Consider the following 19,428-nt stretch of genomic DNA (forward strand, 5'->3'; position numbering starts at 1 on the left):
TGTAATCAGGCCCGATGACGCTCAGGCGAGGGGAGGCGACGCAAGTGCACAAGCAGCAATGCGATTGCCGCGGGCGTCATTCCTTCAACGATTGCAGCCTGGGCAATATTGAAAGGGCGACCAGCATTGAGCTTTGCCTTAAGCTCGTTGGAGAGTCCGGAAAGTGCGTCATAATTGAAAGTAAGTGGTATCTGTCGGTCTTCGTCGCGCTGTTGATCAGCAATCGCCGTCGCTTGCCGATCCAGATAAACCGAATAGCCCGCCTCGATTTCCAACGCTTCCGCAACTTTCGGCCTCATCGCGCCGAGCGTCTCTGGCCAGACATGCCGGAGCGCGGAAAAATCGTAATTTGGATAAGATAGCAAATCATAGGCGGTTCGGCGCTGCCCATCCAGATTGATGTTCAGGCCGGCGCGTCGCGCCTCATTCGGTGTAATCGTCAGCGACAACAGCGCCCGACCACTTTCAATTTCTGACTGATAGGATGTGAATCGCTGCGCCCGCTCGCCACTTACACATCCAAGCCGCATGGCCAGGGGCGTTAAACGCATATCGGCATTGTCAGCGCGCAAAGTCAGTCGATACTCTGCACGCGATGTAAACATACGATACGGCTCCGTAACGCCGCGTGACGTGAGATCATCAATCATGACGCCGATGTAGGAGCTTGTCCGACTAAAATGAAACGGATCCGAATCATTGCTTCGCAAAGCAGCATTCAACCCGGCTGCGAGCCCCTGAGCGGCTGCCTCTTCATATCCGGTGGTGCCATTGATCTGGCCGGCGAGAAACAGGCCTCTCAGCCGTTTGACCTCCAACGATGGCGTCAACTCTCTCGGATCGACATGATCATATTCGATCGCATAGCCCGGTTGCAGTATTCTTGCCACTTCCAGACCCGGGATCGTTTTAATAAATTCGGCCTGTACTTCCGCCGGCAAGGAGGTGGAAATCCCGTTGGGATAAACTGTGTCATCGTCCAGCCCCTCGGGCTCGAGAAAGACCTGATGTCCATCCCGCTCTCCAAATTTCACCAGCTTGTCTTCGATAGACGGGCAATAACGGGGCCCGACGCCTTCGATCTGCCCAGAATACATTGCCGAGCGCATAATATTGTCGACGATGATGCGATGGGTCGCTTCGGTCGTTCTGGTGACGCCGCATTCGATCTGCGGGGTGGTAATCGCATCGGTCATGAAGGAGAAAGGAACAAGCTCCTCGTCAGCCCCTTGTCGACCGACGGATTGCCAGTCGATCGTCTTTCCATCCAACCGCGCTGGTGTTCCGGTCTTCAGACGTCCCAACTGCAATCCCAAGCGGCCGAGGGTAGCAGACAAGCCGATCGACGGTGGTTCACCGACACGCCCGGCCGGTGTCTTTTCCGAACCGATATGAATAAGGCCGCGCAGAAAGGTACCAGTGGTCAAAACCACCGCTGGCGCTTTCAAGATCCGACCATCCTTCATGAACACGCCTGCGACGCGACCATCGACAACTTCTAGATCAAACGCATCGCCTTCGATGATATCCAGGCCAGGCGTCGCTTCGATCGCCGCCAGCATTGCCAAGCGATAAAGCTTTCGATCGGCCTGGGTCCGCGGTCCTCGGACAGCGGCGCCTTTCTTCTTGTTCAGCATCCTGAACTGAATGCCCGCGGCATCGGCGACGCGTCCCATCAGACCGTCCATCGCGTCGATTTCCCGAACCAGATGGCCCTTGCCAAGCCCGCCGATCGCCGGATTACACGACATGACGCCGATCGTGTCTCGTCTATGCGTAATCAGGCCGGTTTTCGCCCCGAGGCGCGCAGCTGCGCTGGCAGCCTCCGAGCCCGCATGGCCGCCACCTATCACAATCACATCGAAGGCATTATCCGTCATTCAAGACTCCACATCCGGCAACCGTTTCACGTGAGACCAGCGCAAGCTGACGCCCAGGGTTTCACGTGAATCATTTGCCGATACAAAACTCCGAGAAGATCACCCCGAGCAGATGTTCGACATCCACTCTTCCGGTAATTCTGCCCAAATACTCTGCGGCAATTCGCAGCTGCTCGGTCCGCAGTTCGAGATTCACATCTGTCTGCGATAACGCCGCCTCGAGCGCTGCTAAACATTTCGTTAGCGAATCTTTATGCCGCTGCCGGCTGGGAATCGCCATGGACAGACCGGCGAAACGTTTCTCGACGACATTGCCGATCAACCGTCGCAGTTCCGGCAAACCGACACCCGTCGCCGTCGAAATCTCCAGATCATACCGATCCGTGGAAATATCGATGAGATCCCTCTTTGTCCCGACAGTAACATGTGGAGAGGTCTGCTCCAAGTCATCGGGTATCTGAGGCTTCGCCATGTCAACCAGCAGCAGAACAAGATCGGCATCGCGAAGCGCAATACGCGCCCGCCGCACGCCTTCCATTTCGACACGGTTGTCCGCCTGCCGAAGTCCAGCAGTGTCATAAAGCTTAATCAGATAGCCATCAATATCGAGATCAACCTGCAGGACGTCGCGGGTGGTTCCGGCAATCTCCGTCACGATTGCGACGTCACGACGCGCCAAGGCGTTCAACAGGCTTGATTTCCCGGCGTTCGGAGCCCCGGCGATGACCACCTTGAAGCCATCCCTGATAATTTCGCCGGCCGAAGCTGCGGCCAGGTGATGCTCGATATCACTGCGCAGCTTCTCCATATCGGCCCAGACCATATCCGATACTGACCCCGGAACGTCATCCTCGTCGGGGAAATCAAGTTCGGCCTCAATCAGCGCCCGAGCGCGCGTTAATCGTTCCGCCCACGAATCGTAAATTGTGGAAAGCCCGCCTGCGCTATGTTCGACCGCAAGGCGTCGCTGCATTTCAGTCTCGGCACCGATGAGGTCTGCCAGCCCCTCTACCTCGACGAGATCAAGTTTGCCGTTCTCAAAAGCCCGGCGGGAGAACTCACCCTCAACCGCCATCCGAACACCTGGAATTTCGCCAAGCGCGTGAAACAGCGCCGCCAACACGGCTTTGCTGCCATGGATCTGCAGCTCGGCAACATCCTCACCGGTAAACGAATGAGGGGCAGGAAAAAACAGCACCAGGCCGCTATCGATCGGCTGATTGTTACGAGTCCGAATCGTTCGGTGAGATACGTGCCGGGCTGCCGGAACTGATCCGACGAGCCTCACCAATATGTCCTTGGTCAGCGGACCGCTGATTCGAATGACTGACACGCCCGAAGGTGGAGCACCGCTCGATAACGCATATATGGTATCATTCAACATGGCCATATCGCCTGGTCCGTCGGTTGGATCGAACGTGATTCCTCGGAAATAGAAAAGCTGGCGACATCATGACGATGCCCCCAGCTCTTATAGACTGAATCCGGCTAAGGATTACGTATTCATTGAATCGAAGAAGTCGGAATTGTTCTTCGTCTGCTTCAGCTTGTCGATAAGGAATTCGATCGCATCGGTCGTGCCCATCGGAGCAAGGATGCGGCGGAGCACGAAAATCTTCTGCAGATCCTGGCGTGGAACGAGGAGATCTTCCTTGCGCGTGCCGGACTTCAGAATGTCCATAGCCGGGAAGATGCGCTTATCGGCGACCTTGCGATCGAGGACGATTTCCGAGTTGCCCGTGCCCTTGAATTCTTCGAAGATCACTTCGTCCATGCGGCTACCAGTATCGATCAGCGCGGTCGCGATGATCGTCAAAGAGCCGCCTTCCTCGATATTACGCGCCGCGCCGAAGAAACGCTTCGGCCGCTGCAGAGCGTTAGCGTCCACACCGCCGGTGAGGACCTTGCCTGACGAGGGAACGACGGTGTTATAGGCACGGCCCAGGCGCGTGATCGAATCGAGCAGGATGACAACGTCGCGTCCGTGTTCGACAAGACGCTTGGCTTTCTCGATGACCATCTCGGCCACCTGCACGTGACGCACGGCTGGTTCGTCGAAGGTCGAGGAGATAACCTCGCCGCGAACCGAACGCTGCATGTCGGTCACTTCTTCGGGGCGTTCATCGATCAGCAGAACGATGAGATAGCACTCCGGATGGTTGGCGGTAATCGAATGCGCGATGTTCTGCAGCAACACGGTTTTACCGGTACGCGGCGGCGCGACGATCAATCCACGCTGGCCCTTGCCAAGCGGCGCCACCAGGTCGATCACGCGCGGCGACAGATCCTTGGTGGTGGGAATATCGAGTTCCATCTTGAAGCGCTCGTTCGGATAGAGCGGCGTCAGATTGTCGAAGTGAACCTTGTGACGGATCTTTTCCGGATCGTCGAAATTGATGGTGTTGACCTTGAGCAGCGCGAAATAGCGCTCGCCTTCCTTCGGTCCACGGATCGGGCCCTCGACCGTATCGCCGGTTTTCAGCGAAAAACGGCGGATCTGCGATGGGGAGATGTAAATATCGTCCGGGCCCGGCAGGTAGTTCGCATTGGCCGAACGCAGGAAGCCGAAACCGTCCTGCAGCACTTCGACGACGCCTTCACCGATGATTTCAACATCCTGGCTGGCAAGCATCTTGAGGATCGCAAACATCAGCTCCTGCTTGCGCATCGTGCTTGCATTCTCGACCTCGAGCGATTCGGCAAATGCCAGCAGATCCGTCGGGGATTTACTCTTAAGTTCCTGAAGCTTCATTTCAGCCATGAAGTGACCAATACTCTTTTCAATTTCAAAGGGGAAAGGCGATGTTGGGTCGTATTCGGTACCGCGAAAGGGCTCGCAGACGACTGAACTCTACACACATGCCACGTAGATGAGATGCGCGGAAAATAGCGACTCGCAATCGCTGCCGCAAGAGGGCTGCTTAAAATGAAGCAAATTTAACCCAGAGGGCGATTTTCTTCAGAACGGCTTCACCACGACGAGGATGACGATCACGATCATCAGCACGGTCGGTGCCTCGTTCATGAACCGCCAGTAGCGGGCGGAGCGGCGATTTTCATCCCGCTCGAACGCTCTGACAGCGCGGCTGAAGAACATATGAACACCGGTCAGCAACACGACGAGACCGATCTTGGCATGCAGCCAGCCGCCCTGGAATCCATAGACCGACCAGGCGAGATAGAGGCCGAAAATCCACGTCAACATCATCGCCGGCGTCATGATGATTCGAAGTAGCCGGCGTTCCATCACCTTGAAGGTTTCCGATTGCACCGAGCCCGGCTCGGCATCGGTGTGATAGATGAACAGCCGCGGCATATAGAACAATCCGGCCATCCAGGAAATGACCGCGATGATGTGCAGCGCCTTGATCCAGAGGTAGAGATTATCGGGGTTCCAGGCAAAAAGTCCGATCGCCATCAGCGCGAAAAAAACCAGCGCAAAATGAGCCCGGCGCCGGGCATAAGCGCCAGATCTCCGATCGGTCTGCTTTTCCATCGTCACGCCCCGCCTCCTACGCGCCCACCTCGCACGCGATCGACCAGCAGACGCACATGCTCGGGGTCAGCCTGAGGCGTAATGCCATGACCGAGATTGAAAATCAGCGGACCATTGCCGAGGTGCTGCAGAATATCGTCGATACCGTCTTCCAACGCCCGGCCGCCGGCAACGACGCGCATCGGATCGAGGTTGCCCTGAACCGGTCCATCCTTTTGAAGTTCGGCTGCAAAGGCCAGCGGGACCGACCAGTCGAGGCCGATTGCATCCGCGCCCGTCTTCTGGCGATAGGTCTTGAGCTGATAACCGGCGCCCTTGGCAAAAGCGATAATGCGAGCATGTGGCCGTTGCGATTTGACCGAAGCGATCATCCGCGCAACCGGCCTGATCGCGAACGCCTCGAATTCCTTCTCTCCGAGAACACCAGCCCAGGAATCGAAGATCTGCACGGCATCGGCGCCGGCATCGATCTGGGCGACGAGATAATCGGCCGATACGTCGGCAAGCAGCATCAGCAGATGCTCGAAGGCGCGGGGATGCCTGTAGGCGAAGAGACGGGCAGGGGCCTGATCCGGCGTGCCGTGACCGGCAATCATGTAGGTCGCAACCGTCCATGGCGCGCCACAGAAGCCGAGGAGCGTCGTCTCGACTGGCAACTCCTCCCGCAGCCGCCGCACCGTTTCCAGAACCGGTCTGAGATAATCGACAACCTCTTCGCCATTCAATCTGCCGATACCCGCTTCATCGATGGGATCCATCTCCGGACCATGGCCCTCGGTGAATCGGACATTCCGTTTCATTGCATCGGGAATGACCAGGATATCGGAAAACAGAATGGCGGCATCGAAGCCATAGCGGCGGATCGGCTGCAATGTCACTTCGACAGCGTGGTCAGGCGTGTAGCAGAGATCGAGAAAACTCCCGGCCTTTGCCCGCGTCTCCCGATATTCCGGGAGATAACGTCCTGCCTGTCTCATCAGCCAGAGAGGAGGAGGGGAGAGGCTCTCGCCACTCAAAACCCTCATGATCTTTCGGCGCGTATCGCTCAAGCGCTTCTTCCCTATAAAAAAACAAAGATATTTTAAAAGGTTTCTATTTCTTAGAGTCGGTGACTATCAAGGATTAAAATCCATCCACCGCCGATGCCATTTGTCGCGCGGCTGCAAAAGAACATCGGAAAGATTGGTCGATCTCGTCCAAATCTCGGGGAGAAGCCGAATCCGAAAATGATTCCAAATCCTTCCGGATCGGCAATATTTCTCATAGCTGTGGATAGGCTGTGGACGAGCTTTCAAGAATCCTAGCCCTTCCCCGTCGTCCACAGGGCCAACCAAAACCGATCGGCAGAATCCGAAATGTGGATAAAGAGGCATGTTTTCCCTTGCCGGAGACTGCCTCGCCGCCGTAGCTCTGTTTCATCCAGTCTTTTCAACAGGCAGCGGAAAATAGCGTGGAGAACAGAACGAACTTCTTTCATCTGCATCTGATTTCTGACTCAACGGGAGAGACTCTGATCTCCGCCGGGCGCGCCGCGTCAGCGCAATTCAGATCGGCGCAGCCGATCGAGCATGTCTATCCGCTGATCCGCAATCGCAAGCAGCTGCTGCCGGTTCTGCAGGCGATCGATGACGCCCCCGGCATCGTGCTCTACACCATTGTCGACCGGGAGCTTGCAAGCCTGATCGATGAGCGCTGCATCGAGATGGGCGTCGCCTCCGTGAATGTGCTGGAGCCGGTGATGAATGCCTTCCAGATCTATCTCGGGGCCCCGTCGCGCCGTCGGGTCGGCGCCCAGCATGTGATGAATGCCGGTTACTTCGCGCGCATCGAAGCGCTGAATTTCACCATGGATCACGATGACGGTCAGATGCCCGACGACTACAACGACGCCGATGTCGTGATCATCGGGATCAGCCGTACGTCGAAAACACCGACCAGCATCTACCTCGCCAACCGAGGCATCAAGACGGCGAACATTCCGATCGTCTATGGCGTGCCATTGCCGGAGAGCCTCTTCGTCGCGAGCAAACCGCTGATCGTCTGCCTGATCGCCACCACCGACCGCATTTCCCAGGTGCGGGAAAATCGTGTGCTCGGGGTGACGCAGGGCTTCGACCGCGAACACTACACCGATCGTGCCGCGATTTCGGAGGAGCTGAAATATGCCCGCTCGCTTTGCGCCCGTCACAACTGGCCGCTGATCGACGTCACCCGCCGCTCAATCGAGGAAACAGCCGCGGCAATCGTTGCCCTGCGCCCGAAGCTGCGCTAAGCGCTGACGAAAAGCCGGCACTCCGAGGAACCCATGACGCCAAAACTCATCCTTGCATCGTCGAGTCCCTTTCGCCGGATGCTGATGGAAAATGCCGGTCTGGCCTTCGAGGCGCATGCCGCAAGGATCGATGAACGAGCCGTCGAAGCGCCGCTGGAAAGAGCCGGCGTTAGGCCTGATGCCGTGGCCCTCGTTCTGGCCAGGGCCAAGGCCGAGGAAGTCAGTAGCCGTTTTCCGGATAGCCTGGTCATCGGTTCGGATCAAACGATGTCGCTCGGTGACCGCGTCTTCCATAAGCCGAAGGACATGGCCGACGCAGCCAGTCATCTTCAAGCCCTTTCGGGTGTAACCCATCGATTGAACAGCGCTGTCGCCATCGTCAGCGATGGTGTGGTCTTGTGGGAACATCTCGCCCATGCGGAGCTGACGATGCGGCCGCTGACGGCGGAGTTCATCGCCAGACATCTGGCGCGGGTTGGCGAAAAGGCGCTCTCCAGTGTCGGCGCTTATCAATTGGAGGGGCAGGGCATCCAGCTCTTCGAAAAGATCGAGGGTGACTATTTCACCATTCTTGGCCTGCCGATGCTGCCGCTGTTACAAAAATTGCGAGAACTCGGAGCGATCGATGGGTGATTCACGTGAAACATTCGGGCCGAAAGCGTTTGTCACGGGCTTTCCCATCAAGCATTCGCGCTCGCCGTTGATCCACGGACATTGGCTGAAGACGCTGGATCTGCCGGGCAGCTACCGCGCTCATGAAGTGGCACCCGAGGCCTTTTCCGATTTCATTCAGTCGCTGAAGGACGGCAGTTCCGGCTTTGCCGGAGGCAACGTCACCATTCCCCACAAGGAATTGGCGTTCCGGCTCGCCGACAAACCGGACGCGCTATCGCACGAGCTCGGCGCCGCGAACACGCTCTGGCTGGAGGATGGTGCGCTACATGCGACAAATACCGACGGTCGCGGCTTCATCGCCAATCTCGACGAACGCCATCCGGGCTGGGACCGGCATGGCACGGCCGTCGTCTTTGGCGCCGGCGGCGCCAGCCGGGCGATCATCCAGGCGGTCCGCGATCGCGGTTTCAAGGAGATCCATGTCGTCAATCGTACCGTCGAACGCGCGCGTGAACTCGCGGATCGCTTTGGCCCGCGTGTTCAGGCCCACCCGGCCGGGGCGCTTGCTGAAGTGATGAAAGGCGCCGGCCTCTTCATCAATACCACCTCGCTTGGCATGGACGGCGAGACGGCGCCGCAACTCGATTTCTCGCCTCTGGCAGCCGATGCCGTCGTCACCGACATCGTCTATGTGCCCTTGAAGACACCGATCCTGGCACAGGCGGAAGAGCAAGGATTTCCGATCGTCGATGGTCTCGGCATGCTGCTGCATCAGGCCGTGCCCGGATTCGAGAGATGGTTCGGCCAGCGTCCCATCGTCGACGCCGCGCTGCGCGCGCTCATCATCGCGGATATGGAAGCACATTAATGCTGAAGATCGGTCTCACCGGCTCCATCGGAATGGGAAAATCGACGGCGGCAAAGCTCTTCGCCGATGCCGGAATCCCGGTGAACGATTCGGATGCCGTGGTCCACGATCTCTATGCCGGCGAGGCTGCACCCCTGGTGAATGCCGCCTTCCCCGGCACGATGAAGGATGGAGCAGTCGACCGACATGAACTTGGCCGCCAGCTTGCTCTTCATCCTGACGGCTTCAAACGCCTGGAAGCGATCGTTCATCCGCTGGTTCGCAAACGCGAGAGGGAATTTCTGAAGCGACAGCGCGCCGGCGGCGCCGACATGGTATTGCTCGATATTCCATTGCTTTTCGAAACCGGCGCCGAGGCAAGAGTGGATATCGTCGTCGTCGTCAGCACTGATCCACAGATTCAGCGCCAGAGGGTGCTTGCGCGCCCAGACATGAGCGAGGAAAAATTCAACATGATTCTGTCCCGCCAGACGCCGGACGCGGAAAAACGGCGGCGGGCCGATTATCTGATCGACACCAGTCATAGTGTCGCGGTGACGAGGGAACGGGTGCTCGAGATCGTCGCCGACCTGAAAACGCGGATTGCCAAGGGAGATTTCCGGAATGCGTGAGATTATCTTCGATACGGAAACCACCGGCCTCGACAACCGCGCCGACCGCATTATCGAAATCGGCGGCATCGAGCTCTTCAATCATTTTCCCACAGGCAACACGATCCATATCTTCATCAATCCTGGAGATCAGAAAGTTCATCCGGATGCGCTCGCCGTGCACGGCATCACCGATGAATTCCTGAAGGACAAGAAGCCTTTCGGGGAGGTTGCCGAACAAATCCTTACCTTCTTCGGCGATGCGAAGTGGATTGCGCATAACGCCACCTTCGATATGGGCTTCATCAACGCGGAATTCGCGCGAATCGGTTTGCCGCCAATCCTGCCGGAAAGGGTGCTCGACACCCTGTCGATGGCGCGGCGCAAACACCCGATGGGACCGAATTCGCTCGATGCGCTCTGCCGGCGCTACGGCATCGATAATTCGCACCGCACCAAACACGGCGCGCTGCTCGACTCCGAATTGCTCGCCGAAGTCTATATCGAGATGATCGGTGGCAGACAGGCAGCCCTCGGACTCGGAATGGCCGGCAAATCCAACCAGGCAGCTCGCGGCGACATGGCGATGGAAGACGATGTGGTGATTGCCGCAGTGCTCGAGCGGCCCCGGCCGCTCACGCCGCGCCTCAGCCAAATCGAGGAGCAGGCGCATGAGGCGCTCGTCGGCAAGCTCGGTGAAAAAAGCGTCTGGGCGAAATACGCCAACCTCGATTAAACCGGTCCTCAATTGAAAATGCCCGGGACCAGCCCGGGCATCCGCATTTCAGACAAGAAAGATCCGATTAGTTCGGAACGGCCTGAACCTTGGCGCGGGCCTGTTCTTCGGCAACGCGCTGAGCGAACATTTGCGTGAAGTCGATCGGGTCGATCATCAGCGGGGGGAAACCACCGTTGCGGGTGACGTCGGCGATGATCTGACGGGCGAAGGGGAAGAGCATGCGCGGGCACTCGATGAAGAGAACCGGCAGCATGTGTTCTTGCGGGAAACCGGCAACGCGGAAGACGCCGCCATAGGTGAGTTCGGTATGGAAAACCGTCTTGTCGCCGTCCTTGGCCTCGGCATTCAGCGACAGCACGACATCGAAATCCGTATCGGAAAGCGGGTTGGCGTTGACGTTCACATTGATGTTGATCGTCGGTGCCTTGTCGCGGGCCTGCAGCGAACGCGGCGCACCCGGATTTTCGAAGGAAAGATCCTTGGTATATTGCGCAAGGATCGAAAGGGTGGGGTTGGTCGCACCGTTGCTGTTGTTATCGTCTGCCATTGGCTTTTCCTCGAGGGGCATGGGAATGGTGCCGCCATCTAACATTTCAGGGAAGGGCTTACAACCCTGGGCGCTTGGCGCGGTTGATCAGCCGCAGTGCCTCAATCGCCGAGATGTTTGCCGGACCACGGCGAGTTGCGATCCGGCTCTCTATGATAGTCCTCTTCGTCGAGATCGACCACCTTCGAATTCGGCTTGCGGTCGCGGAAATCGGGTTGCGGAGCGGAGGAAAAACCGCCCTTGGCATTGACGACGACGAAGCGTTTGGCGATCGCCCGCCAGACGAGATCGCGCACCGGCGGAATGAGAATAAGGATCGCAATGATATCCGTGAGGAAGCCGGGAATGATCAGGAGCAGCGAGGCGATGACATTCATGGCCGGCCGCAGCAGGTCGCGGCCCGGCATCACCCCGTTTCGTCCTTCACTCGACATGCGGCGCAAAATACCAATGCCCTGCCGGCGCAGCAGGACCACGCCGATAACGAAACCCAGCATGACGAGCGCGAGCGTCAGCCACAATCCGATAGCCCGGCCGACGACGACGAAACCGGCAATTTCGGCGAGCGGCAGCAGCAGAATGAAGGCTGGCAGGATCGAAAAACGCATGTCGGTCATGTCCCGGGCTCGCCGGTCTCCTCTTGGCGCTGGCGAAGATGCCAGCCATCATTTGAATCATCTGTATAGGCAGACTATATGGGAGTACAAATCAGAGATGTTAACGGCGGCTGCGATACGATATGAGTTCGAACGACTTCATCACATTATTTTTCCTGGTGGCGGCTGTGCTGATTTTCTTTCAGCTCCGCTCCGTGCTCGGGCGCCGCACAGGAAATGAGAAGCCGCCGCGCGATCTCTATACGCCGCGGGATGCGGCTCCGGCTGAAGCCGCCGATGCCGGCAAGGTCGTGACTCTGCCGCGGCGCGATGCGACGACGGAGGACGAGGATCGCTTCGCCGCCATCGATGCTTTCGCGGCACCCGGAACGCCGCTCAACGAATCGCTGCGCGCGCTGAACAAGGCCGATCCCGCCTTCAGCCCGAAGGAGTTTCTGAACGGCGCCCGCATGGCTTACGAGATGATCGTCATGGCCTATGCCGATGGCGACCGGAAAACGCTGAAGAACTTGCTGTCTCGCGAAGTCTATGACGGGTTCGATGCGGCGATCGGCGAGCGCGAAGCCCGGGGCGAGAAGGTGAAGTCCACTTTCGTCGGCATCGACAAGGCCGAAATCACCCATGCGGAGACGAAGGGAAGCGAAGCGCAGATCACCGTGCGCATCGTCAGCCAACTGATATCGGCCACCTACGACAAGGCGGATGTGCTGATCGAAGGCGACGCCGAAAACGTCGCCGAGGTCAACGACCTCTGGACCTTTGCCCGCGACACACGTTCGCGCGATCCGAACTGGAAACTCGTGGCGACCGAATCGGAACATGAGTGACCACGCATCGGACTTCGTCCTGCAGGCCATAAGCTTCGACACTCTGGAAGGCTGGAAGGATGATGATCCCTCCGGCCTTTTTGAAGTCATGCGAAGCTGCCGGCGGCAGATCACCGATGTCAAACCGTACCGCACCGGATCGCTTGGCCTGGGCTCGGAAGACCTGCTTCCGCTTCTCGCCGCCGCCGAAGATTTCACGCCGTCATCTCCGGTATCGGCGCGCGCCTTTTTCGAGACGCACTGTCGGCCCTTTCTGATTCGCCGCAAGGATGGCAATTCCGGCTTCGTCACCGCCTTCTACGAACCTGATATCGACGTGTCGGAGCGGCCGGACGAAATTTTCCGTTTTCCTTTCTACAGGCGCCCGGACGATCTGATCGATCTCGACGACGCCAATCGTCCCGTCGAGTTGGACAAGGCCTATGCTTTTGGCCGTCTGCATGACGGCCGCGTCGCGGCCTATCCGGACCGCCGCGCCATCGATCAGGGTTTTCTCAAAGGCCGCGGCCTCGAAATTGCCTGGGCAAAGTCGAAGGTCGATGTCTTCTTCGTTCATGTGCAGGGTGCTGCCCGCCTGCGTTATAAAGATGGTCGTATCGGCCGCATCACCTATGCGGCGAAGGCCGGTCATGCTTTCTCGGCGATCGGTAAGCTGCTGATCGAGCGCGGGGAGATCGACCGGGCGGAGATTTCGATGCAGGCGATCCGTACCTGGCTGGCGCGCAATCCCGAGCGCGCCGACGAGGTGTTATGGCATAACCGCTCTTATATTTTTTTCCGTGAAGCGCCGGTTGCCGATCCGCAGGCAGGTCCGATCGCGGCCGCCAAGGTGCCGCTTCTCTCCGGGCGCTCGCTTGCGGTCGACCGGATGATCCATACCTTCGGCTTTCCGTTTTTCATTCACGCCAAAAGCCTCACCCATCTCGACCAGGGCCGGCCGTTCAGCCGGCTGATGCTGGCGCTCGATACCGGCTCGGCGATCGTCGGGCCGGCGCGGGGTGATATCTTCACCGGCTCGGGGGATATGGCCGGAGAAAGTGCCGGCACCGTTCGCAATGACGCCGATTTCGCCATCCTCATTCCCAATGCCGCCGCCGGAAGATTCGACTGATGGCCAGGGATCGCAAGCTGAGCGCGGATGAGAGGATCCTCTGGGGCAAGGTTGCCCGCAGCACGCGGCCGATGCCCGGCAAGGCGGGGGCGTTGACCGAACTCGATGCTTTTCTTGCCGAAGCCGAAGCGGCGGCTGAACGGGAACAGGAAAAGCAGACGCCCGCCACACTCATGCCGCCGCAGCCGACAGCGCCGTCAACGGCGAAGCCATCGGCCGGGGTGCATCATCCGCTGGAAAAGCCGGTCAAGCGTAAGATCGCCAAGGGCCGGCTGGCGCTCGAAGCGCGGATCGACCTGCACGGGTTGGTGCAGAGCCAGGCTCATGCCATCCTTCTCGATTTCCTGATCCGCGCCCACGAGCGCGGCATGCGCCACGTGCTCGTGATCACGGGCAAGGGCAGCTCGATGGGCAGCGAGGGCGCGCTGAAGCGGGCCGTGCCGCTCTGGTTCTCGAAGCCCGAATTTCGCTACCTGATCTCCTCCTATGAGCCGGCCGCACAGCATCATGGCGGTGAGGGCGCGCTCTACATTCGCCTGTCGCGGCGGCATAGGGAAAGGCCATGACACCCTTCGGAGAGGCGGTTCGCAGGCTACGGGCGCGCAAGGGCGTCTCCCAGAAGGAGATGGCGGAAGCCCTGAATGTCTCTCCCGCCTATCTTTCGGCGCTCGAACATGGAAAGCGTGGTTTGCCGACCTTCGATCTGCTGCAGCGCATCGCCGGCTATTTCAACATCATCTGGGATGAGGCCGAGGAACTGTTCCTGCTCGCCCGCTCGTCCGACCCGCGCGTCGTGATCGACACCTCCGGCCTGCCCCCCGAATATACCGAATTTGCCAACCGGCTGGCCCGGCAGATTCGCAACCTTGACAGCGCAGAGATAGGCCGGCTATCGGCTCTTCTCGAAAATGGCGGCAAAGGCGACGGAAAAGCGTCATAATCCCCTGTTTTATGCCTTGTTTTAGGGGCTTGCCATTGGGAAGTGGGTTCAAAAAACCTATATACGAGAGTGAAGAAAGCCGGTGATTCGCAAGGCGCGCCGCAGCTTTACGACAACAGGGAAAATCTCGACAGAATGAGCGATACATCCGCGACGGAAAACGGCGTAAGCACCGAATATGGCGCAGATTCCATCAAGGTTCTGAAGGGCCTCGATGCGGTGCGCAAACGCCCCGGCATGTATATCGGCGATACCGACGACGGCTCCGGCCTTCATCACATGGTCTATGAAGTCGTCGACAACGCGATCGACGAAGCGCTTGCCGGCCATGCCGACATAGTCACCGTCACCCTCAATCCGGATGGCTCGGTGACCGTCACCGACAACGGTCGCGGCATCCCGACGGACATTCACACCGGCGAGGGCGTGTCGGCTGCCGAAGTCATCATGACGCAGCTTCATGCCGGCGGTAAGTTCGACCAGAATTCCTACAAGGTTTCCGGCGGCCTGCACGGCGTTGGCGTCTCCGTCGTCAACGCGCTGTCCGTATGGTTGAAGCTGAAGATCCGCCGTCAGGACAAGATCCATGAAATGAGCTTCACCCATGGCGTCGCCGACGCTCCGCTGAAGGTTACGGGCGACGCGCCGAATGAGACCGGCACGGAAGTGAGCTTCATGCCGAGCACCGACACCTTCACCATGACGGAGTTCGACTATGGCACGCTGGAGCATCGCCTTCGCGAGCTCGCCTTCCTGAATTCAGGCGTCCGCATCCTGCTGACCGACAAGCGCCATTCCGATATCAAGCAGGAAGAACTGCGTTATGACGGCGGCCTCGAGGCTTTCGTCGCTTATCTAGACCGCGCCAAGAAGTCGCTCGTCGACAAGCCGGTTGCCATCCGCGGCGAAAAGGACGGCATCACCGTCGAAGTCGCGATGTGGTGGAACGACAGCTATCATGAGAACGTGCTCTGCTTCACCAACAACATCCCTCAGCGCGACGGCGGCACGCATATGGCCGGTTTCCGCGCGGCGCTGACGCGCCAGGTCGTTTCCTATGCCGACAGTTCCGGCATCACCAAAAAGGAAAAGGTAACGCTGCAGGGCGAAGACTGCCGCGAAGGCCTGACGGCGGTTCTGTCGGTCAAGGTGCCCGATCCGAAATTCTCCTCGCAGACCAAGGATAAGCTCGTTTCCTCGGAAGTCCGTCCCGTTGTCGAAAGTCTCGTCAACGAGGCGCTGAGCACCTGGTTCGAAGAACATCCAAGCGAAGCCAAGATTCTTGTCGGCAAGGTCGTCGAGGCAGCCGCCGCCCGCGAAGCGGCCCGCAAGGCACGCGAGTTGACCCGCCGCAAGGGCGCACTCGACATCGCTTCGCTGCCGGGCAAGCTTGCTGACTGCTCCGAGCGTGATCCGACAAAATCCGAAGTCTTCCTCGTCGAGGGCGATTCTGCCGGCGGCTCGGCCAAGCAGGGCCGCTCGCGCGAGAACCAGGCGATCCTGCCCCTGCGTGGCAAGATCCTGAACGTCGAACGCGCCCGTTTCGACAAGATGCTGTCGAGTCAGGAAATCGGCACATTGATCACCGCGCTCGGCACCGGCATCGGCAAGGACGAGTTCAATGTCGAAAAGCTGCGCTACCACAAGATCATCATCATGACGGACGCCGATGTCGACGGCGCCCATATTCGCACCCTGCTGCTCACCTTCTTCTTCCGGCAGATGCCGCAACTGATCGAGCGCGGCCATCTCTATATCGCCCAGCCGCCGCTCTATAAGGTTTCGCGCGGCAAGTCGGTGCAGTATCTGAAGGATGAGAAGGCGCTTGAAGAATATCTCATCAGCCAGGGCCTGGAAGATGCTTCGCTGAGGCTCGGTAGCGGCGAGGTTCGCGCCGGCCAGGATCTGCGCGAGGTCATCCTCGATGCCCTGCGCATGCGCGCGCTGCTCGACAATCTCCATTCGCGCTACAATCGTTCCGCCGTCGAACAAGCGGCGATTGCCGGAGCGCTCAACGCCGAGCTCGCCAGCGACCCCGCTAGAGCGCTGGCGCTAGCAAACGAAGTGGCTGGACGCCTCGACATCATCGCCGAGGAAACCGAGCGCGGCTGGCAGGGCGATGTGACAACCGATGGTGGGCTGCGCCTGGAGCGCATGGTCCGCGGCGTCAGGGAAATGGTCGTGCTCGACATGGCGCTGATCGGTTCCTCGGATGCCCGTCACATCGACCAGCTGACGGCACGACTCAAGGAAATCTATCAGACGCCGCCGTCGCTGCATCGCCGCGAAGGCGACGTCGAAATCTCTGGTCCGCGCGCCTTGCTCGACGCGATCTTCGCAAGCGGCCGCAAGGGCCTCACCATGCAGCGCTACAAGGGCCTTGGCGAGATGAATGCCGAGCAGCTCTGGGAAACGACGCTCGATCCGAATGTTCGCTCGCTGCTGCAGGTCAGGGTCAATGACGCCACGGACGCCGATGGCCTCTTCGCCCGCCTGATGGGTGACGAAGTCGAACCCCGGCGCGAATTCATCCAGGACAATGCGCTGAGCGTTGCAAACCTTGATATCTAATTGATATTTCGAAAGTAAAAGCCCCGCCGCCCCTGGACGCGGGGCTTTTGTTTGCCTGAGGGCTCAATTCGCGACGAAGCGGCCGTTGAAGGCGACCTCGGAGAGCGGCTTGCGTTGGCTGGGGAATTCGCGCGCCTGATTGCGTTCGGAAAGAACGCTCTTGTCCGCCAGGCGGCCGACAGCGACGCCTGCTTCGACCCGGTATCCCTCGGGAACGGCGAAAGCCTGCCTGATCTCATCATGCTTGATGCCGCCCATGCCATGGGCGTAAAAGCCGGAGAGGCGCGCCTGGATCGCCAGATGCCCCCATGCCGCACCGGCATCGAAGGAATGGGTGTAGCTCGGCTTTTCCTCGGCTGAGCCGGCAGCCCCGGTGAAGGCGCGCGACACGACGAAGATCAGCGCCGATGCATTCCTGGCCCATTCCTGATTGGAATCGTTGAGCAAGGCAACAAATTTGTCCCAATGCTCCGAACCCTTGAGGCCATAAATGAAGCGCCAGGGTTGGTGGTTGGCCGAGGACGGCGCCCAATGGGCGGCGTCGAGCAGACCGAGCAGCTGCGTTTCCTCGATGATTTCGCCGGTGAAGGCGCGCGGCGACCAGCGGTCGAGAAACATCGGATCGACCGGATATTCGGATTCGCGGTGATTGCTCTTCGTCATGCTTGTTCCAGGGTTTGGGGCAGAAAATTTGGATCGTGGGCTGGGCTTAGTCCGTCCAGACGATGTCGAGTTCTTCGCGGAAGGCGAAGCGCTTCAGATGATCGTCGATGACGTGCTGCATCCTTTCCTGTTGCGAGGGATCGGCGACGGAAAGCGTCATGGTCAGAGCCGCGTCGTCGGCCGCAAACGTCACCTCGGCCGTATCGCTGAACGGCACCCGCCCCTTGAGAGGATCAAAATCGACGCTGAACTTGTGGCTCCAGTGTTTGCAGAGCTGCTGCAGGTAGCGGCTTGCATGTTCGGTCCGCACGATGGCCTTCGAGAGATGCATTTCGAACTCCACGTCATCTTGACTAAAGCATGTCGCGCAAAAGTGTGCAGCGGTTTTGGGATAACGACATGCGGCGAAATAAAAAACTAAAGCGCGAGGAGCGAAGCTGAAAGATTGCGACACGCTTTAGCGCAGTCATATTTCCTGCTTCACCGGCTTGGCAAGCGCAGCATCGTCGCAGTTTGGGTGTACAGACTGTCTTCATAAAGCGGCCTCACGGCGGCGTCGAAGCAGGATAATGAACCGTTTTAGTCAATTGATCGGGGAGTTACGCATGCTGGTGAACGGAAAGTGGACGGAAGACTGGCAGCCCGTTCAGGCAAAGGACGAGAAGGGCGGCTTTGTCCGTCAGACCTCGAGTTTCCGCAATTGGGTAACCCCGGATGGCAGCGCCGGGCCGACGGGCGAAGCTGGCTTCGAAGCCAGCCCCGGCCGTTACCATCTCTATGTCGCCTATATCTGCCCCTGGGCCTCGCGCACCCTGATCGGTCGCAAGCTCAAGGGCCTGGAAGATGTCATCTCCGTCTCGGTCGCTGAACCGCTGCTGGGCAAGCAGGGCTGGCGCTTCGGTGATTATCCTGGCGCGACGGAGGATCACGTCAACGGCGTAACCTATATGCATGAAATCTATACTAGGGCGGCGCCGGATTTCACCGGCCGGGCCACCGTGCCGGTTCTCTGGGACAAGCAGAGAAACACCATCGTCAACAATGAATCCGCCGATATCCTGCGCATGCTGAACGGCGGCTTTGGCGCCCTGGCAAAAAATCCGATCGATCTTTACCCGGCGGAGAGGCGCACCGAGATCGATGCTTTCAACGACCGCATCTATCCCGATCTCAACAACGGCGTCTACCGCGCCGGTTTCGCCACCACGCAGGTCGCCTACGAAGAAGCGTTTGCCGATGTCTTTTCCTGCCTCGACTGGGTCGAGCAGCAGTTCGAGGGCCGGTCTTTTCTCTTCACCGATCATCCCACCGAGAGCGATATCCGGCTTTTCGTGACGTTGGTGCGCTTCGACGTCGCCTATCACGGTATCTTCAAATGCAATCTGCGCCGGCTTTCCGACTATGCCAAGCTGCGCGCCTTCTGCCGCCGCATGCTGGATTGGCCGGGCATCGCCGAAACGGTGAACCTCGATCACATTAAGCGCGGCTACTATTCGATCGAAAGCCTCAATCCGACGAAGATCGTTCCCGTCGGCCCTGATCTGGCGGAAATTTTTAGAGCTTGATGCCGAAAGATAGGGCGGTTTTCGGCAGGAAATCACCCAAATCGCGGAAAAGCCGTACCGCTTCCCGGCAAAGCCGTAATGACACCGATGAATAATTCGTTCATAGGTGGTTGCAAATCCGTTTTCG

The 19,428-nt window shown here is 58.9% G+C and carries 20 protein-coding genes; 11 read left to right on the forward strand and 9 right to left on the reverse strand.

Annotation, left to right across the window (positions count from 1 at the left end):
* Positions 1 to 5: 5 nt before the first annotated feature.
* From mnmG to hemE, 5 genes are all read right to left on the reverse strand, one after another.
* The gene (gene mnmG / locus U5G49_RS21895) at positions 6 to 1,880 is read right to left on the reverse strand and encodes a tRNA uridine-5-carboxymethylaminomethyl(34) synthesis enzyme MnmG (protein WP_193444516.1); all 1,875 of its coding nucleotides are present in this window, start codon (positions 1,878 to 1,880) and stop codon (positions 6 to 8) included.
* A 70-nt stretch (positions 1,881 to 1,950) separates the two neighbouring features.
* Positions 1,951 to 3,270: a tRNA uridine-5-carboxymethylaminomethyl(34) synthesis GTPase MnmE gene (gene mnmE / locus U5G49_RS21900; protein WP_193444515.1), complete on the reverse strand. Its 1,320-nt coding sequence runs from the start codon at positions 3,268 to 3,270 to the stop codon at positions 1,951 to 1,953.
* Between the two features lie 105 nt (positions 3,271 to 3,375).
* Complete coding sequence (gene rho / locus U5G49_RS21905; protein ID WP_011654069.1) at positions 3,376 to 4,641, reverse strand: transcription termination factor Rho; 1,266 nt, start codon at positions 4,639 to 4,641, stop codon at positions 3,376 to 3,378.
* 198 nt (positions 4,642 to 4,839) lie between these two features.
* Entirely contained in the window at positions 4,840 to 5,376 is a 537-nt protein-coding gene (gene hemJ, locus U5G49_RS21910) for a protoporphyrinogen oxidase HemJ (RefSeq protein ID WP_032994780.1), read from the reverse strand.
* A gap of 2 nt (positions 5,377 to 5,378) precedes the next feature.
* The gene (hemE, locus tag U5G49_RS21915; protein ID WP_130718396.1) at positions 5,379 to 6,425 is read right to left on the reverse strand and encodes a uroporphyrinogen decarboxylase; all 1,047 of its coding nucleotides are present in this window, start codon (positions 6,423 to 6,425) and stop codon (positions 5,379 to 5,381) included.
* A gap of 401 nt (positions 6,426 to 6,826) precedes the next feature.
* Between hemE and U5G49_RS21920 the strand changes: the two genes are divergently transcribed.
* The 5 genes from U5G49_RS21920 to dnaQ are packed head-to-tail and all read left to right on the forward strand — an operon-like array spanning position 6,827 to position 10,457.
* Positions 6,827 to 7,648, forward strand: coding sequence for a pyruvate, water dikinase regulatory protein (locus tag U5G49_RS21920; protein WP_011649834.1), 822 nt, complete (start codon positions 6,827 to 6,829; stop codon positions 7,646 to 7,648).
* 33 nt (positions 7,649 to 7,681) lie between these two features.
* The gene (locus U5G49_RS21925) at positions 7,682 to 8,281 is read left to right on the forward strand and encodes a Maf-like protein (protein WP_130718398.1); all 600 of its coding nucleotides are present in this window, start codon (positions 7,682 to 7,684) and stop codon (positions 8,279 to 8,281) included.
* Positions 8,274 to 9,131: a shikimate dehydrogenase gene (locus U5G49_RS21930; protein ID WP_047622458.1), complete on the forward strand. Its 858-nt coding sequence runs from the start codon at positions 8,274 to 8,276 to the stop codon at positions 9,129 to 9,131. Before U5G49_RS21925 ends, U5G49_RS21930 begins: the two co-directional genes overlap by 8 nt.
* Positions 9,131 to 9,742, forward strand: coding sequence for a dephospho-CoA kinase (coaE, locus tag U5G49_RS21935; RefSeq protein ID WP_047622457.1), 612 nt, complete (start codon positions 9,131 to 9,133; stop codon positions 9,740 to 9,742). Before U5G49_RS21930 ends, coaE begins: the two co-directional genes overlap by 1 nt.
* Complete coding sequence (gene dnaQ, locus U5G49_RS21940) at positions 9,735 to 10,457, forward strand: DNA polymerase III subunit epsilon (RefSeq protein ID WP_018244163.1); 723 nt, start codon at positions 9,735 to 9,737, stop codon at positions 10,455 to 10,457. Before coaE ends, dnaQ begins: the two co-directional genes overlap by 8 nt.
* A 67-nt stretch (positions 10,458 to 10,524) precedes the next feature.
* On the opposite strand, the gene secB is transcribed toward dnaQ, so the two are convergent.
* Positions 10,525 to 11,007, reverse strand: a complete 483-nt coding sequence (gene secB / locus U5G49_RS21945; protein WP_017995590.1) for a protein-export chaperone SecB — start codon at positions 11,005 to 11,007, stop codon at positions 10,525 to 10,527.
* A 101-nt stretch (positions 11,008 to 11,108) separates the two neighbouring features.
* The gene (locus U5G49_RS21950) at positions 11,109 to 11,615 is read right to left on the reverse strand and encodes an FxsA family protein (protein WP_032980783.1); all 507 of its coding nucleotides are present in this window, start codon (positions 11,613 to 11,615) and stop codon (positions 11,109 to 11,111) included.
* 131 nt (positions 11,616 to 11,746) lie between these two features.
* Between U5G49_RS21950 and U5G49_RS21955 the strand changes: the two genes are divergently transcribed.
* The 5 genes from U5G49_RS21955 (at position 11,747) to gyrB (ending at position 17,073) form a co-directional block, all read left to right on the forward strand.
* On the forward strand, positions 11,747 to 12,451 hold the full coding sequence (locus tag U5G49_RS21955; RefSeq protein ID WP_018068923.1) for a Tim44/TimA family putative adaptor protein: 705 nt from the start codon (positions 11,747 to 11,749) through the stop codon (positions 12,449 to 12,451).
* The gene (gene mltA / locus U5G49_RS21960) at positions 12,444 to 13,562 is read left to right on the forward strand and encodes a murein transglycosylase A (RefSeq protein WP_193444514.1); all 1,119 of its coding nucleotides are present in this window, start codon (positions 12,444 to 12,446) and stop codon (positions 13,560 to 13,562) included. Before U5G49_RS21955 ends, mltA begins: the two co-directional genes overlap by 8 nt.
* Entirely contained in the window at positions 13,562 to 14,128 is a 567-nt protein-coding gene (locus U5G49_RS21965) for a Smr/MutS family protein (RefSeq protein ID WP_193444513.1), read from the forward strand. Before mltA ends, U5G49_RS21965 begins: the two co-directional genes overlap by 1 nt.
* Positions 14,125 to 14,502 carry a helix-turn-helix domain-containing protein gene (locus U5G49_RS21970; RefSeq protein ID WP_018244167.1) on the forward strand — a complete coding sequence of 126 codons (378 nt, stop codon included), beginning with the start codon at positions 14,125 to 14,127 and terminating at the stop codon, positions 14,500 to 14,502. Before U5G49_RS21965 ends, U5G49_RS21970 begins: the two co-directional genes overlap by 4 nt.
* A gap of 135 nt (positions 14,503 to 14,637) precedes the next feature.
* The gene (gene gyrB, locus U5G49_RS21975) at positions 14,638 to 17,073 is read left to right on the forward strand and encodes a DNA topoisomerase (ATP-hydrolyzing) subunit B (protein WP_047622505.1); all 2,436 of its coding nucleotides are present in this window, start codon (positions 14,638 to 14,640) and stop codon (positions 17,071 to 17,073) included.
* Between the two features lie 63 nt (positions 17,074 to 17,136).
* Here gyrB and U5G49_RS21980 read toward each other — a convergent pair whose 3' ends face one another.
* Positions 17,137 to 17,736, reverse strand: a complete 600-nt coding sequence (locus tag U5G49_RS21980) for a nitroreductase family protein (RefSeq protein ID WP_193444512.1) — start codon at positions 17,734 to 17,736, stop codon at positions 17,137 to 17,139.
* A 46-nt stretch (positions 17,737 to 17,782) separates the two neighbouring features.
* Positions 17,783 to 18,067 carry a DUF2218 domain-containing protein gene (locus tag U5G49_RS21985; protein WP_018448416.1) on the reverse strand — a complete coding sequence of 95 codons (285 nt, stop codon included), beginning with the start codon at positions 18,065 to 18,067 and terminating at the stop codon, positions 17,783 to 17,785.
* Positions 18,068 to 18,341: 274 nt separating this feature from the next.
* Here U5G49_RS21985 and U5G49_RS21990 point away from each other — a divergent pair, with 274 nt between their 5' ends.
* A complete protein-coding gene (locus U5G49_RS21990; RefSeq protein WP_193444511.1) occupies positions 18,342 to 19,301 on the forward strand; it encodes a glutathione S-transferase family protein in 960 nt (319 codons plus the stop codon).
* Positions 19,302 to 19,428: the final 127 nt, after the last annotated feature.

It is taken from the genome of Rhizobium indigoferae, from assembly GCF_034554815.1.
Classification (GTDB): domain Bacteria; phylum Pseudomonadota; class Alphaproteobacteria; order Rhizobiales; family Rhizobiaceae; genus Rhizobium; species Rhizobium leguminosarum.

What these genes read in the sequence shown, in the direction of transcription:
- mnmG (WP_193444516.1), bottom strand. Translation starts at nt 1,880, where the DNA reads ATGACGGATAATGCCTTCGATGTGATTGTGATAGGTGGCGGCCATGCG.
- mnmE (WP_193444515.1), bottom strand. Translation starts at nt 3,270, where the DNA reads ATGGCCATGTTGAATGATACCATATATGCGTTATCGAGCGGTGCTCCA.
- rho (WP_011654069.1), bottom strand. Translation starts at nt 4,641, where the DNA reads ATGGCTGAAATGAAGCTTCAGGAACTTAAGAGTAAATCCCCGACGGAT.
- hemJ (WP_032994780.1), bottom strand. Translation starts at nt 5,376, where the DNA reads ATGGAAAAGCAGACCGATCGGAGATCTGGCGCTTATGCCCGGCGCCGG.
- U5G49_RS21925 (WP_130718398.1), top strand. Translation starts at nt 7,682, where the DNA reads ATGACGCCAAAACTCATCCTTGCATCGTCGAGTCCCTTTCGCCGGATG.
- U5G49_RS21930 (WP_047622458.1), top strand. Translation starts at nt 8,274, where the DNA reads ATGGGTGATTCACGTGAAACATTCGGGCCGAAAGCGTTTGTCACGGGC.
- coaE (WP_047622457.1), top strand. Translation starts at nt 9,131, where the DNA reads ATGCTGAAGATCGGTCTCACCGGCTCCATCGGAATGGGAAAATCGACG.
- dnaQ (WP_018244163.1), top strand. Translation starts at nt 9,735, where the DNA reads ATGCGTGAGATTATCTTCGATACGGAAACCACCGGCCTCGACAACCGC.
- secB (WP_017995590.1), bottom strand. Translation starts at nt 11,007, where the DNA reads ATGGCAGACGATAACAACAGCAACGGTGCGACCAACCCCACCCTTTCG.
- U5G49_RS21950 (WP_032980783.1), bottom strand. Translation starts at nt 11,615, where the DNA reads ATGCGTTTTTCGATCCTGCCAGCCTTCATTCTGCTGCTGCCGCTCGCC.
- U5G49_RS21955 (WP_018068923.1), top strand. Translation starts at nt 11,747, where the DNA reads ATGAGTTCGAACGACTTCATCACATTATTTTTCCTGGTGGCGGCTGTG.
- mltA (WP_193444514.1), top strand. Translation starts at nt 12,444, where the DNA reads ATGAGTGACCACGCATCGGACTTCGTCCTGCAGGCCATAAGCTTCGAC.
- U5G49_RS21965 (WP_193444513.1), top strand. Translation starts at nt 13,562, where the DNA reads ATGGCCAGGGATCGCAAGCTGAGCGCGGATGAGAGGATCCTCTGGGGC.
- U5G49_RS21970 (WP_018244167.1), top strand. Translation starts at nt 14,125, where the DNA reads ATGACACCCTTCGGAGAGGCGGTTCGCAGGCTACGGGCGCGCAAGGGC.
- gyrB (WP_047622505.1), top strand. Translation starts at nt 14,638, where the DNA reads ATGAGCGATACATCCGCGACGGAAAACGGCGTAAGCACCGAATATGGC.
- U5G49_RS21980 (WP_193444512.1), bottom strand. Translation starts at nt 17,736, where the DNA reads ATGACGAAGAGCAATCACCGCGAATCCGAATATCCGGTCGATCCGATG.
- U5G49_RS21985 (WP_018448416.1), bottom strand. Translation starts at nt 18,067, where the DNA reads ATGCATCTCTCGAAGGCCATCGTGCGGACCGAACATGCAAGCCGCTAC.
- U5G49_RS21990 (WP_193444511.1), top strand. Translation starts at nt 18,342, where the DNA reads ATGCTGGTGAACGGAAAGTGGACGGAAGACTGGCAGCCCGTTCAGGCA.